The following is a 13,701-nucleotide window of genomic DNA, read 5'->3' on the forward strand; positions in this document are numbered from 1 at the left end:
CTATTTTATCGTGTCCATCACCAAATTTATGCACTCATCTATATATCATCCAAAGGCAGATTTTTAATGTCTAATTATTCTTTACAAAATACTTACCTAAACACAAAAAATAGTAACCATTTGAGATTCAGAAAATTAACTAGTTTTATATCTTTTTCGCATGCCACAATAGTTAATCTGATATTTTCTATATTTACTGGAAGCGTTTATGAAACTAAATAAAAAAGACTTATATTTATACGCAGTAACTGACCGACGCTGAGCTAACAATAAAACTTTGTTGGAACAAATTGAAGAAACCATTAAAGGTGGCGCAACAATGATTCAATTAAGAGAAAAAGAGTTACCAGAACAAAATTTTATATGCCAAGCCATGTACGTCAGAAGCCTATGCAAGGATTACCAGATTCCTTTCATCATTAATGATAACGTTGATGTTGCTATTAAAATTGGAGCAGATGGGGTTCATCTAGGAAAAAAAGACACTCCAATTAAGCAAGCACGAAAGAAATTAGGAGAAAGCCGAATTATTGGCGCATCTGTTGAAAATGTTAGGCAAGCTATTGATGCCCAAAAAAATGGTGCTGATTATATCGGGGTTGGCCCACTTTTTACAACAAGATCAAAAAACGAAATATCTACCATTTCTTTAAAAACATTAAAAGAAATTTGCGAAAATGTAATTATTCCGGTTGTAGCTATTGGGGGAATTAATTTAAGAAATATTTCTAAATTAAAAGGGACAGGAATCAGTGGTGTTGCTGTTATTAGTGCGATTTTTGCTGAAAAAGATATTCTTAAAACGACCCAAAAACTTAAACTTTCAATCGATAAATTAATTTTGAATTAAGTGTACTGAATTCTGTAGTAAAAAACAGTTTTAGATTAGCAAGAAAATACAGAAAGCTATTTGCTAAATTGCTAAACAATTGCAAAACAAAAAATAATGTTTTAATCTTTTAATGTTGAATAATATAAACCGTGTAGATTACAAAAACTATAAGCTTCTATTTTTGAACCGTGAGGAACATCAAAATTAACAGTCGGGTGATCACCAACCTTATAATCAAAACGATATTTTCATTGGTCATCCACAACCAAAACAACAGTCACTAAATGGTGCTTGATTGTCATGTCGTGATTTGCTCCAGATGCGTTATGTTCTACACTATAACCATCTTCAGTTTTTTTTATTACGGGAAGATGGCTTTTATTATGCGTATCTTCTTGTCTAATTCTTAATTCAATTAAAGTGTCGGGGCGTTTCCCTCCATCTTTTGCAATTTCATCATACAAGATTCAATCCTTTCGAAAAAATTTCATTATAATCCTCCGTTTATTTTGTAATTGTTGACTTTAATTCAAATAACATTAAATGATTAAAACAAATCAAGCAAACTATTATTTAAGAGGTTTATATTATCACATTTTAGTTGATGATTTTCAATACTCACAAAGTGGAGTTTATCTTTATAGTATTGATATGCACTTTTGTAAGGTTCCATTTTAATATTAATTCCATCAACCAAACGCAAACCCATAATTAAAACTTGTAAATAATAATCTTTGTCACTTATTTTGCGAGATGTTTTGATGGGTCTTTGAATACTTCCGGTATATTCATAAGCAACCTGATTCTCAAATCCGTGTGCACCATATCCAACTCCAACCCAATCATGTGAATACCAGTAAGCTAAATTATGCTGGGAATGATATTTTTTTTGTTTTGCTCAGTTTGATACTTCATAGCGCTCAAAGCCAATTCGGGAAAATTCCTTAACTGCAGTTTCTAATTGATCTGCTTCATCATCTAAATCAATTTTATATTTTTGTTTAGTTAAAATGGCTCCCGGTTTTAAATCTAGTCCGTAAAAAGAAGCATGCTGTAAATTATTTTTTTCAATAAATTTAACCGCATTAATAACATCAACCGTTTTCATTAAAGGTAAGGCGTAAATAAAATCGGCTGAAATGTTGTTGAATCCGTAACTTTGAAAAAGTTTGATTGTTTCACTACAAGTTTCAATAGTATGAAGTCGATTTAATAATCTTAAGATTCTGTTATTGGTTGATTGAACTCCCAACGAAATTCGATTAACTTTATTTTTTTTCAAAACTTGTACTTGGCTTGGAGTTACCAAATCAGGATTGCATTCAATTGTAAACTCACATTTATTGTCTTTTAAAGGGTTCAATGCCTTCAATAGTGAGTTTAATTCTTCATTTGAAAAAGCATTAGGAGTCCCTCCACCTAAATAAATGGTTTTAAATTGTTTAGGTTGATATGGTTTTAATTTTCGTAACAAATAACTCAAAACTTTTTTAGGATCATGAGCACACAACAATTCACGTTTAAAATCACAAAAAGTGCAAATCGTTTTACATAATGGAATGTGTATATATAAATGTTGTGGTCGCATTATTAATCTTTCAAAAAATTTCGAACATATGCTAATAATTGTTCTCAAGTTACATCGGTTTCATCATAGATAAAACCAATTTTACAATAACGATTTTTACATCAGGTAATTTGCCGCTTTGCTAGATTTCTAACTAGCTGCTGTAACTTTGCCAATTCAGGTTCTGCATTAGTATGAAGACAGTTTGCCAAATAATAATATCCAATCGCCTTAATAGACTGCAATTCGAGAAGATTAGGATATTTTTTGAATAATTGTTGAATTTCTTGAATTCAACCATTTTGATACATTTTGACTGTTCTTAAATTTAGTGATGCATATAGCAATTCTCTTGGTGGTAAGCATACTATTAAACACGTTTCATATTTAAACACTGATTGGTTATCCAAAGTCGATTTTGGCTGATTTGTGTTTTCAAAAATTTCAATTGCTCGTATCAAACGGCGGCGGTTATTACTTCCAATTTTAAGCGCTTCTTTTGCGTCTATTTTCAATAAATTAGAGTAAAGTTCTTCATTTGAAAGTAAATCTTTATTATTTCGCTGTCTTTGGGGAGACTTCAACAGTTGATAATCTTTTAATAAAGCATCAACATATAAATGTGATCCCCCACAAACAATGGGTATTTGATTTTTGTTTCAAAGATTATTCAATATTTTTTTTGCCTGTAATTGAAATTTAAAAATGTCTCACTTTTCGTTAATTTCTAAAAAATCAACAAAATGGTGTTTTACCGACTGCAATTGTTGATGATCTGGCTTATTTGTTCCAATATTAAGATCTTTATAAACTTGAAAAGCATCAGCACTAATTAATTCTGTATTCATTTTTAAATCTGTTATCAATTTTAGTGCGATTCGACTTTTTTTTGACCCCGTTGGTCCAACAATAGCTATTACTTTATTCATTTTTCAATATTTTGTTCGCTGTGAAATATTATTTAATATCTAGAATATTACTTTATAATATTATTTCTAAATTCAAACATTAAAAATTAAATATTGAAAAACTCAGGTTAAAACTAATATGCGCATTCAAAAAAAATCGAAAAAACTTGTTTTAGGTCTTGGCCTATTAGGAATTACAACAATTGTAGGAACAGTTGCAGCTAGTTGTGCAACGGTCGACACAAATGTTTTTAAACAAATATCAACAAGTGATTTCAATACTCAAAGTCCTGTAAGTTTTCAAGACATCTCGACTGTTCCAAACAGCAGTGTTAAAAACCTGATATATGGGACCACAGCATTTAATAATGGCAATTATGTATTAACTATTAGCACTAGTACTGATCTCAACCAATATAATTTTTTACATGGGGGAACACCATCTACAAATAGTACCCAATGAAATGGTGATTGGGCCCGTGGAGTTCGTTTCATTAGTAACAATTTCAATTCAAGTTCTCAAAATGGCTATCCTAATGGCATTCAATTTTTATTATATGAAGATTCGTACACTGGCGACGTAAACCAATGAAACCCATATAGTAAGTATCCTGATAAAACCAATGATAATAGTGCATCTCAAGAAGATAAAAATAACTCAAATAAATTGCGTCGAAATGATTCAAGCGCTGAAACTTATCGAGAAATTTTTGATTTAATTCGTCAAACTTACGGCAGTAGTGTTACAAGTTGGTTAAATGAGGCAAATGTTAGCGCACAAAACCCCGGTAGTCAAGTTACTACTGTTGGCATAATTGCTTTTAGAAATGTTAATGGTGTTGTAACTCCGCATTTCTTTAATGGTGCTGCTACTCCTGCACCAGCACCAGCACCAGCTGACACTCCGGCTTCTAATCCTGCTCCGGCTCCAGCACCCGCAAGCACTTCATCTAATCAAAGCTTTTCTATTAAAAATCAAGCAATAGCGGTGTCGACTTCATTCATCGATTTTCTAAACGGTGTTTATCGATAAATTAAAATAATTAAAGATTTACGCTTTAACTTAATAACATTTTACTTTTGGGTTTATCTTCAGTATCAATTTCATCAAGTTGATCTAATGATTCGTCAAATTCTAATTCCAGATCTTGTGTATCTTTAATCAACGATAAGCAATCTTTTTCTAGTCCAATTGTATTATCTGGGAGCAATACAGTAATTTTATAGGTTTGAATCATCAGTTCTAGTCGCCCCATCAGTCATTTTATTTTTTCATCAGTTTTTCCTAATGTGTATCTCGCTTTTATTAACGTTTTAAGTATTTTACTATTGCTAGTTGGAGATTGATTGTTGCTCATGTTTAATTCCTTTCGAACATATATTTTGTCATCCATTAAAATAAATGTCCAAAAGTCGTTAAATTTAAGAAAAAAATTTCAAAATATTTCAAAAATTGGGTAACAAAAAAATAAAGTCCAATGACGAAATTCAATCCTAAATAAATTATTTTAATGAATTAAAATTACTTTAATTGTTGTTCACGATATGCTTTTCTTAACGAATTTTTATACAAGTGATATTTCACATGAATTAAAAAAATATTAGAAACTAGAAAATAAACAGCAAAAACATAAGCAGTAACAATCACACCATAAAAATAATCAAAACTATTTTTCAATGAATTCATTGAATTAAAAGAATTTTGTAAAGTGCCATTTTTAAATGCATCGTACGCTTGTAAAAACGCAGCAGATTGAACTCCGGTTACAATAATCAAAATCACTGCTAAAATTGTGACAATTACAAAATTACCAACCCAAACTTGATGTAGTGTTTTATTTTTGAATCGAAAAAAGTTAATAATATATTGCTTCAAATTTTTTGGTTTAAAAAAATTTTTTGCACCAATTCCCATTCCTTTTTTAATATTTTTTTGATCCATAAAGTTCCCTTTAAAAAATAAATTAGGTTTCAAAATACGTTTCCTTTTGAAAGCGGGAAAAATTATATCGCAATATTTTAATTTGTACTATAATTTGTTACAAACTATTTGGAATAAATGATTTTCCCGTCAACAACAGTCATCACTGATTTCGTTTTTTGAATTTGTTTTATATTTTTTAGTTTAAAAATATTGCGATTTAACACAGCAAAATCAGCTAGCATCCCTGGTCTAATTCTTCCTCTAATACTTTCTTCACCAACAGCATAAGCGGCTTCATATGTAATTGCATCTATCGCTTGACTTAAACTAATTTTTTCTTTATACAAAAAACCTTTTGCGGGAGTTCCGTTTAATCTTTTCCTAGTAATTGCACAATACAAATTCATCCAAGGGTTTATACTACATCCTGGTGCATCAGAACTTAAAGTAACATGAACTTTTCGCTTGATCAAAGAAGCTAAAGGGTTGTAAAACTTCAATAATTTAGAACTGATAGTATTCTTAATAAATGCTAAATCGCCGTCTAGAAAACCTGGTTGAACATAGGCTAAAAGTTTTGATTCAATAAATTCTTCAAAACTTGAAGATGGTAATAATTGCAAGTGAATAACACCATTACGTAAGGGGTTTACTGAACCATGGACTTGTTTGTTAATTTTTAATACTTGTGCAATTGCTTGGTCACCAATGGCATGAATAACATATGGTAAAGAAATACTTTTCAAAATCTCAAAAGTTTGTTTCAAATCATGATCTGTATATTTGATTCATCCTTGAGTATCTTTCAAGTTAAGATAGGGTAATGATAAAGCAGCAGTATGTGAACTCATTGTTCCGTCAGCAAATAATTTCACAGCGCTAATCTTATTAAATGGAGTTCCTTTTCTAAAATGTTTAAACTCTTTAGAAAATTTTAGAACATCAGATAATTCGCTCATTCAGCATTGGTGTCTAAAACGAATACTCAATTGCTTCATACGAGCTAATTCTTCGAACACTTCGTAATCAGATTCAACTTGTTGATTTGTCAAATCACAAGGGTGCAATGTAGTGATTCCATACTTACTAAATTCAACTAAGTAATTTTTGATAATTTTCTTTTTATACAATAAAGTATTTTCTTTCAATAAATTACTATATAAAAATTGAGCATTTTCTAATAGAACACCAGTAGGAAGACCACTCTCATCCAATTGAACACAACCACCTATTTTGCTCTTGTAATTTTTTTTAAAAACTTTAATTAACTTTAAACCAACCGTATTAGCGCATGAATAATGTTGATCGAAGTGTTTAAAGAAAATAGGATTGGTTTTAGAAATTTTGTCTAAGTCAAAACGGGTAAGTTTACGTTGTTCTTTAAAACGTCCATCAATATAATTAAGCCCAAACAAAATTTGGTTCTTAGTATATTTATTTTGAATTAAATACTTCTTAGCTTTAGCAATTAATTGTTTGATTGAAGTAACATCTCCAAAATTTAATAATTCATGGCAAAACGCATTGTACATAAAATGTAAGTGTGTGTCAGCAATACCGGGAATGACCACTTTGTTTTTAAGATCAATTTTCCGGTCATATTTAAATAATTTCAATTCATTATATGAACCAACTTGGATGAATTTATTTTTGTTAGTTATAACCGCATCACAAAACTTGTTTTTTCCTAAATAAAAATTCCCATTAAATCACAAAGTTGTCATTCTTAAACTTCCTATTCTTTTTTTTGGATTTTTAGAATTTTAAAAAAATAAAATTCGATTTTGTTTTAAATATTCTGAAATTAATTAAATAAATATTTATTAAAATAAAGTAATTACTTCTAAACTCCATTTATTAAAGTTAAAATAAAGATATTAAATGAAAGAGTTTTAAAAATTTAAATCTCCTTATGAATGACTCAGTTCTTGACTTCTTGCAAAACGAATCAAACAGAAACTTCAATAAACCTACTAGTCAGGGAAATGTTTTGATTGTTGATTATAAACAAATAATTGTTCCAAATCGAACTGATATTCTTTTTCTTTTTAATGATCCGTTTCGTGATTTGGATCAAACTTTTAATCAAGATTATGGCTTCAAACTTAATAACCAAGCTTCTAAAGTAAGTTATTATGTCAAAGATTTTTATCAACCAACTGAAGAAGAGATTGCGGCAGATGAATTTCGCCAAAAAAGTACCAAGCAAATTGATGAATGGTTCAATTTAGATAATTCACAATTATCTGATAACAATATTTTTTCAACAAAAGAACAAGAAACTAAAGCAAACGTGTTTGAAAAAACTGCAGACTCTAACATCAACGTTTTTAATCAAGTTAAATTATTTCAATTAGATACAGTCAATATTTTTGAAGAAAATAATAGCTTTGAAGAAAACGACGATAGATTCACAAATGATCAAGAATTCAACGAAATTGAAGTTGATCAAGACGTTCAAACTCAGGCTAATTATTTACTCGAAAGTTGATTTAACTTAAGCGACCAACAAGCCCAACACCAAATTGATAATATTTTTGATAATGAACAAGAAAATCCAGAAAATATCTTTGTAAAAACTATCCAACCAGTTAAACAAAATATTTTTGTAAGTACCAATTACAATGATTATGAACAAACAGATGAAGAAATCGAATCCAGTGATTGAGTAATTGAAGATGAAAGTGAAGAAGCATATAACAAAAGAAGTATCCTAAATCAAATTGATGGTTGATTTAACCTTAAATCTAGTGAACCTAATATCTTTCAAACAAATCAAGTCAAACCAGATAATATCTTTACTAATTCCATCGCATACTTATCCGAAGAAGACGAAATTGCAAATGAACCTGAACAAGAAGATTCATGAGAAAACAATCCAGAAGACAAAGAAAAAGTCATGGAAGAAATTGATGAATGATTCAATTTAAAGAATTCAACAACCGAACAAAAAGATAATGTTTTTCAAACGCAAACTGAATTTTCGCAAAACGTTTTTTCTATTCGAAAAAAATATAAAACAGACACCGCTAAAGAAAACTATAACGAAGAATATAATACAAATATTTTTCATTTTGAAAATGACCACCAATAAGCCAATATATTTTTTTAAAAACTAATCTTTTTTTAGCCCAAATAAAATATAATTGATGCAATTTATTTTGCATTTTAAGGGGCGATAGTAATGCTTGGGCTGAGTTTCAATGTACTTATTGGGGTTGCTTCTTTTTTATATATTGTGGTTGGAATTCCTCAATTGCTATTTTTAATTCGTAAAAAGAAAACTGAAGGGCTAGCACTAACCTCTTTCTGACTATACTACAGCTCATCTGTCTTTTTTGCTATTTTTGGGTTTTTAGTTGCCAATGATCAAATTGTATATTCCGAATTTTGTGCTTCGATTATTTTTGGAATTCAATTAGGAATCATTGTTAAATATATTCCTAAAGAAGAATTCAGTTTAAATAAAAGAATAATTTCATATTTATTTGTTGTTATCTATATTTCGAATAATTTAATATTTACGGTTTTAAATGCCTTAAAAATTATCGGAACAGATATAGACCCAAATCCAAATGCAATCATTCACAGTCACACAGTTATTGTTTTAAGTGCCATTATTGCCAATATTGCACCGGTTTTATCAATGATCGCCTTTTTACCTCAAGTAATTAAAGGGATTAAATCTAAATCCCTATACAAACAACCTTTTACATTTGTTATTGTAATTGTTATTTCCAGCACAACATGAGTTGTTTCTTGAATTTTAGGAATAGCTTATTTTTCCGAAACAAACCCATCGATTGTTCCAACTTACATTATTAGTTGTATTTATCAGATTATCAGTTTAGGAGTTACTTCGACACAACTGAGTGTATGGACCACACAAGTCAAAAAAAATCACCATTTGATTTGATTCTAGTTTGCATATATTTCAGTTTTTTAGTCACCGAAAACAAATAAATATATGACAATTAAACATATATATAAGCTTAAAAGATTAAATAATTATGCATAAAACTAAAAAACAACATTTTTTATTAGCTTTATCAACTTTAGCGATAACTCCCATAATTACCGCAATTGCTGTCGCATGTGGTAATAATGAACAATCAAACCAACAAAGTGATAAAAGCAAAGAATTACAAGAAGGCCCTCAGGGACCAAGGGGGATTCAAGGACCAAAAGGAGAAAAAGGAGATCCAGGAAAGACTGACCTTGAAACGTCTGATCAAATTAATAATTTATATAAATTACTAATTAGTAAAACTTATGCAGACATCTCGTCTAATTACACAATCAAAACAAAATTCAGTCATCAGACTGCTTCGGATTTTATCAATAATCAATTAAAATCCATCTCTTCGAAAAACTTCGGTGACTACACTAACGAAACCTGAGTCCAACCGTTCACAAGTGGATTAACTTACTTACTAGATGTTACTAATCCTAAAGCAAGCGATGTTGCCGGGCGATTTAGCATATCTTTAGTTGTTCAATACAATAATGTCTATTACAACGAGGATGGAACAAGTGCTGCTTCATTAAATCAAACAAAACCTAAGATGATTACTATTTCTGGATTTGAAAAAATCGATGCTTTTAAAAGTATTACTCAAACTTTTCAAAAAACTTTTAATCCTAGTAGCTTGAATGCTAAATCGATTGCGAAACCAGATCTTAATTACCAAAGCTTCAGAATTCCATCGTTGCTTAAAACTAATGATGGAATGCTAATTAATTTAGATGGAAGAATCGAAAATGTAAACGATTCGCCTGACTCAAATATAGAACAAGTATTTTTTACAGCTAACCAAAACGGAACACAATGAAGCAAATCTTCAACAGTATTAAGCATTAAAAATGACAATGTCGACCGTAAAGTCGGAGCAATTGATGCGACCGTTGCTGTTGATAAGAATAATGTTGCTCATCTTTTTGTTGATATCTTTGGAGGAAATACAGGTACTTATGTAAGAGCTTCAAATTTTATACCATTGCAATATCAGTATTTACATAGTCCGTATTTTATTGCCATTGACAAACAAGATAAAAACAACCCAATTGAACTCCGACCCAAAAATAACTCGTTTACAGATTTTGATTTATACAAAAATAATGTTCAAATGAGCGGATATGATGCTCAAATAAGTTTAAAAAATAATAGTCTAAGTTGAGAAGTATACCAAACAATAGATGAGCAAAGAAAACCAATCAATTCATTATTTGATGGATTCGTAAAAAATGGTGTCTATCCAACAGCTGACCCGTATCGCTTTGCCTTAGCTGCTGTATCGTATTTAGGGTATTTTACTTATGATTTAATACCCAACAACTCAAATTTAAAGGATTAATTAATCAAAAGATAGACAAACACAATCCTAATAATATGCCACCAATTACCACAATTGTATTTGGGCCTGGAAAAGCATTAGAATTACAGCATCAAAAAGACCCTGCATTGAACGGAAATATAATTGTTCCGTTGTATGAATTTGGGAACAACGGTGGGTTGCGTCAAAATGCTTACTATGCAATTATTAATCCAAAAACAAATCAAATCTCTACAAGCAACTATCTTTTGGGTTCGGGTGGATGAACTAGTGAATCACAAATAGTTGAATATCATGACGGGACATTAATAGCGATGAGTCGTAATTCTACCAATGGAAGTATTGCTATATCAAAATCAATCGATGGTGGAAAAACGTTCACCGATTTAGACGGCTCTCTATCAAGAACAAGTAATTTTAGTATTGGCGTTAACAACAATACTCAAATCGGACTAACTAATTTTTATTATCAAGGAAATGACTATACTTTATTTTCATTACCGTCTAATCAAACAAACCGCGTTGATGGAGCAATATATTTAGTTAAAAATTATGATTTTGATAAACCTCAAAAAATTTATTCATTTCCTAAAGGTTCTTTTCAATATTCATCACTAGCTGTGATTGATATCACAAATCAAACTTTGAAACTAGGCACTTTATATGAACGATGAGTTTCGGGTAATTCTGGACCAATGGAAGTTGTCTATAATATTTTCGACATACAACTAAATCAATAATTTTTTGATTAAAATAACGTTTAATAATTTCATATTTAGAATATCCAAAAGGTCAATATTTGTTGCTATTGAATCCAATAAAATTTTATACATCATAATGTTAACTACCGAATAATTAGGAGTTAAAATCCGGATAATTAGGAGTACAAATCTGGAAAATTAGTAGTAATACATATTCTTGGAGTTATAATTGATTCATTAGGAACACTATGATACAACGATCGATAAATGAAAAAATTCTAGATAGTATTAAAAACTACCCAGTTACATTAATTACAGGAGCAAGACAAGTAGGTAAATCTACACTTTGCTTTGAAATTAAGAAAAAATATAATTTTAGTTACGTTTCTTTAGATGACTCTAAAGACTTGAAGTATGCTTTAGAAGATCCAGAATTATTTTTGAAAAAATATAAATTGCCTTTAATTATTGATGAAGTTCAAAAAGCACCAATTCTTTTGGAATATATTGCCCCAATTGTAAATCGAACTAGACTAGAAAAAGGTTCCGCTAACGGAATGTTCATCTTAACTGGATCACATCAATATAAACTAATGAAAAATGTTACTGAATCGCTAGCTGGTAGAATCAGCATTAATGTTGTTTCTCCATTATCAAACAACGAATTATTAGCCCGTCCGGAAGTCCCTTTTGAAATAAATCCTTTAGTCTTATCAGAACGTATTCAAGAAAACTTCTCACAAGAAAAATTACTTGAACAAATTTTACGTGGCGGTTACCCAGAAGTTAATATCAACAAAAATTTAAAACCTAGCACATTCTATGAAAATTACGTTAAAACTTATGTAGAACGCGATGTCAATGAAATCATAGGAATAAAAGAAAGAGATGCATTTGATATTTTTCTAAGGATTATTGCTGCTGAAAGTGGAAAAGAACTCAACTACAGTTTAATTGCTAAAAATGTTGGTGTTAATTATAAGACAATTCAAAGCTGAATAAGCATTTTAAAAACGTCTAATCTAGTTTTCACTTTAGAACCATATTTTGAATTTTCTGTTGTTAAAAGAATTATTCGACGCCCTAAAATTTACATGAATGATACAGGGTTAGCATGCTACTTAACAGGAATTAAAGATATTAAAACTTTAGAAAATCATGTCAATAAAGGTTTTTTGATTGAAACTTATGTCATCAACGAAATAATCAAAACATACAATAATTCAAATGATAGCATAGCAAGTTTTTATTATTTTAGAGATGCTTATCAAAATGAAATTAATTTAGTTATGTTAGCAAATGGAAAATTAAGTTTAATCGAAATAAAATCTGGAACAAGATATCATCCAAGTGTTACTAAAGCTTTCGATTTAATTAAATCAACTAATTATCAATTAGGCACCAATGCAGTTATCTGTAACGCCAGTTCAGTATATCCACTAAAAAAAGGCGTTTATATAGTTCCTATATCAACAATCTAAAATACTTTGAAATACAAAGCCCATCAAACACATTAGGTGTTTTGATGGGCATGAGTTAGCAATTCTTGAATAAATTGAATTTATTACTTTGTAATTCCCACTAAGTTGGTTTCACTATAACCGACGTTCATTCGTTTTCTTTCAGAATTTACTAGTTCTTCAATTTTTGCTCCGAATTCTTTGTAGTTTTTAATTTTAGTTACATCTAGAAACTTAGATGATACATCACCAGAAGAAAGGGTAAATCCACCAACTCTAAAAATTCAATTTCCAAAAGAACGATGATACGAAAAATCGTTCACTTTGTAAAGTTTCATTTTTGATGTTTTTTTACGAATTAAACCTGAATCTACTCATAATTCGTAATCGTCAAAATTTTTCACTATTTTGTAATAAGTAAAACGAATTTTTCACCACATAAAACATCTCCGCTCAACATGAATTACTTCTGTTGCCATATTTATAAAATCGCCTTTAAAAAAATACTTTAAAACTAATTGTCGTTTCACAACAAGTCTTTCTCAATTTTATTTTTTTTTTTTTTTTTTGTCAAGACCCATCCCTCGAGTTCGTCAAATGATATATTCTTTACAAAAGCTCAAAAATATATGAAACTTTTGATGTTCGGATTTAAAATAAATCTTTAATTGTGTCACTTTAACACATGAAAAAATGCACTATTTAATAGTGCATTGAATCTTTCTTTTATGGTATCAGGGAAGGGACTTGAACCCTCACAGTTTTACCCATACGCACCTCAAGCGTAAGCGTCTACCATTCCGCCACCCTGATATAAATGGCAGGGGTGAAAGGAATTGAACCCTCATTAACGGTTTTGGAGACCGTTGCTCTACCATTGAACTACACCCCTATATGGCCTCCCCTAGAGGAATCGAACCTCTATTAGTCGTTTAGGAAACGTCTGTGTTATCCGTTACACCAAGGGGAGAACATA

Annotated in this window: 14 protein-coding genes and 3 tRNA genes; 7 read left to right on the forward strand and 10 right to left on the reverse strand. The window is 30.0% G+C overall.

Annotated elements, in window-relative coordinates; genetic code table 4:
- Nucleotides 1-208 precede the first annotated feature (208 nt).
- Nucleotides 209-850, forward strand: coding sequence for a thiamine phosphate synthase (thiE, locus tag T384_RS0100350; protein ID WP_027119368.1), 642 nt, complete (start codon nucleotides 209-211; stop codon nucleotides 848-850).
- 101 nt (nucleotides 851-951) lie between these two features.
- On the opposite strand, the gene T384_RS0100355 is transcribed toward thiE, so the two are convergent.
- The 3 genes from T384_RS0100355 to miaA are packed head-to-tail and all read right to left on the reverse strand — an operon-like array spanning nucleotide 952 to nucleotide 3,328.
- Nucleotides 952-1,323, reverse strand: coding sequence for a desulfoferrodoxin family protein (locus T384_RS0100355; RefSeq protein ID WP_027119369.1), 372 nt, complete (start codon nucleotides 1,321-1,323; stop codon nucleotides 952-954).
- A gap of 56 nt (nucleotides 1,324-1,379) precedes the next feature.
- Nucleotides 1,380-2,420 (reverse strand): radical SAM protein, encoded by a 1,041-nt coding sequence (locus tag T384_RS0100360; RefSeq protein WP_036498591.1) that lies wholly within the window; start codon nucleotides 2,418-2,420, stop codon nucleotides 1,380-1,382.
- Between the two features lie 2 nt (nucleotides 2,421-2,422).
- Nucleotides 2,423-3,328, reverse strand: coding sequence for a tRNA (adenosine(37)-N6)-dimethylallyltransferase MiaA (miaA, locus tag T384_RS0100365; protein WP_036498594.1), 906 nt, complete (start codon nucleotides 3,326-3,328; stop codon nucleotides 2,423-2,425).
- 118 nt (nucleotides 3,329-3,446) lie between these two features.
- Between miaA and T384_RS07445 the strand changes: the two genes are divergently transcribed.
- Complete coding sequence (locus T384_RS07445) at nucleotides 3,447-4,340, forward strand: DUF6856 family protein (RefSeq protein ID WP_027119372.1); 894 nt, start codon at nucleotides 3,447-3,449, stop codon at nucleotides 4,338-4,340.
- Between the two features lie 25 nt (nucleotides 4,341-4,365).
- Here the strand turns inward: T384_RS07445 and T384_RS0100375 are convergent, their stop codons facing one another.
- From T384_RS0100375 to T384_RS0100385, 3 genes are all read right to left on the reverse strand, one after another.
- Nucleotides 4,366-4,665 (reverse strand): hypothetical protein, encoded by a 300-nt coding sequence (locus T384_RS0100375; RefSeq protein WP_027119373.1) that lies wholly within the window; start codon nucleotides 4,663-4,665, stop codon nucleotides 4,366-4,368.
- A gap of 164 nt (nucleotides 4,666-4,829) precedes the next feature.
- Nucleotides 4,830-5,249 carry a hypothetical protein gene (locus T384_RS0100380; RefSeq protein WP_027119374.1) on the reverse strand — a complete coding sequence of 140 codons (420 nt, stop codon included), beginning with the start codon at nucleotides 5,247-5,249 and terminating at the stop codon, nucleotides 4,830-4,832.
- 104 nt (nucleotides 5,250-5,353) lie between these two features.
- Entirely contained in the window at nucleotides 5,354-6,955 is a 1,602-nt protein-coding gene (locus T384_RS0100385; protein ID WP_027119375.1) for an amidohydrolase, read from the reverse strand.
- A gap of 188 nt (nucleotides 6,956-7,143) precedes the next feature.
- Here T384_RS0100385 and T384_RS0100390 point away from each other — a divergent pair, with 188 nt between their 5' ends.
- The 5 genes from T384_RS0100390 (at nucleotide 7,144) to T384_RS0100415 (ending at nucleotide 12,746) form a co-directional block, all read left to right on the forward strand.
- Entirely contained in the window at nucleotides 7,144-8,325 is a 1,182-nt protein-coding gene (locus tag T384_RS0100390; protein ID WP_027119376.1) for a hypothetical protein, read from the forward strand.
- A gap of 90 nt (nucleotides 8,326-8,415) precedes the next feature.
- Nucleotides 8,416-9,153: a PQ-loop domain-containing transporter gene (locus T384_RS0100395; RefSeq protein ID WP_027119377.1), complete on the forward strand. Its 738-nt coding sequence runs from the start codon at nucleotides 8,416-8,418 to the stop codon at nucleotides 9,151-9,153.
- A gap of 88 nt (nucleotides 9,154-9,241) precedes the next feature.
- On the forward strand, nucleotides 9,242-10,585 hold the full coding sequence (locus T384_RS0100400; RefSeq protein WP_027119378.1) for a Vmc-like lipoprotein signal peptide domain-containing protein: 1,344 nt from the start codon (nucleotides 9,242-9,244) through the stop codon (nucleotides 10,583-10,585).
- A 35-nt stretch (nucleotides 10,586-10,620) separates the two neighbouring features.
- On the forward strand, nucleotides 10,621-11,304 hold the full coding sequence (locus tag T384_RS0100405; RefSeq protein ID WP_027119379.1) for a sialidase family protein: 684 nt from the start codon (nucleotides 10,621-10,623) through the stop codon (nucleotides 11,302-11,304).
- 209 nt (nucleotides 11,305-11,513) lie between these two features.
- Nucleotides 11,514-12,746: an ATP-binding protein gene (locus T384_RS0100415; RefSeq protein ID WP_027119380.1), complete on the forward strand. Its 1,233-nt coding sequence runs from the start codon at nucleotides 11,514-11,516 to the stop codon at nucleotides 12,744-12,746.
- A gap of 83 nt (nucleotides 12,747-12,829) precedes the next feature.
- Here T384_RS0100415 and T384_RS0100420 read toward each other — a convergent pair whose 3' ends face one another.
- The 4 genes from T384_RS0100420 to T384_RS0100435 all read right to left on the reverse strand — a co-directional run bounded on the left by T384_RS0100420 (nucleotide 12,830) and on the right by T384_RS0100435 (nucleotide 13,695).
- The gene (locus tag T384_RS0100420; RefSeq protein WP_027119381.1) at nucleotides 12,830-13,204 is read right to left on the reverse strand and encodes a PH domain-containing protein; all 375 of its coding nucleotides are present in this window, start codon (nucleotides 13,202-13,204) and stop codon (nucleotides 12,830-12,832) included.
- A gap of 250 nt (nucleotides 13,205-13,454) precedes the next feature.
- Nucleotides 13,455-13,538: transfer RNA gene (locus T384_RS0100425), tRNA-Leu, on the reverse strand.
- Nucleotides 13,539-13,543: 5 nt separating this feature from the next.
- Nucleotides 13,544-13,617, reverse strand: a tRNA-Trp gene (locus T384_RS0100430).
- Nucleotides 13,618-13,620: 3 nt separating this feature from the next.
- Nucleotides 13,621-13,695: transfer RNA gene (locus tag T384_RS0100435), tRNA-Arg, on the reverse strand.
- Nucleotides 13,696-13,701 lie beyond the last annotated feature (6 nt).

The sequence above is a fragment of the Mycoplasma testudinis ATCC 43263 genome (genome assembly GCF_000687795.1).
GTDB classification, from domain to species: domain Bacteria; phylum Bacillota_I; class Bacilli_A; order Mycoplasmatales; family Mycoplasmoidaceae; genus Mycoplasmoides; species Mycoplasmoides testudinis.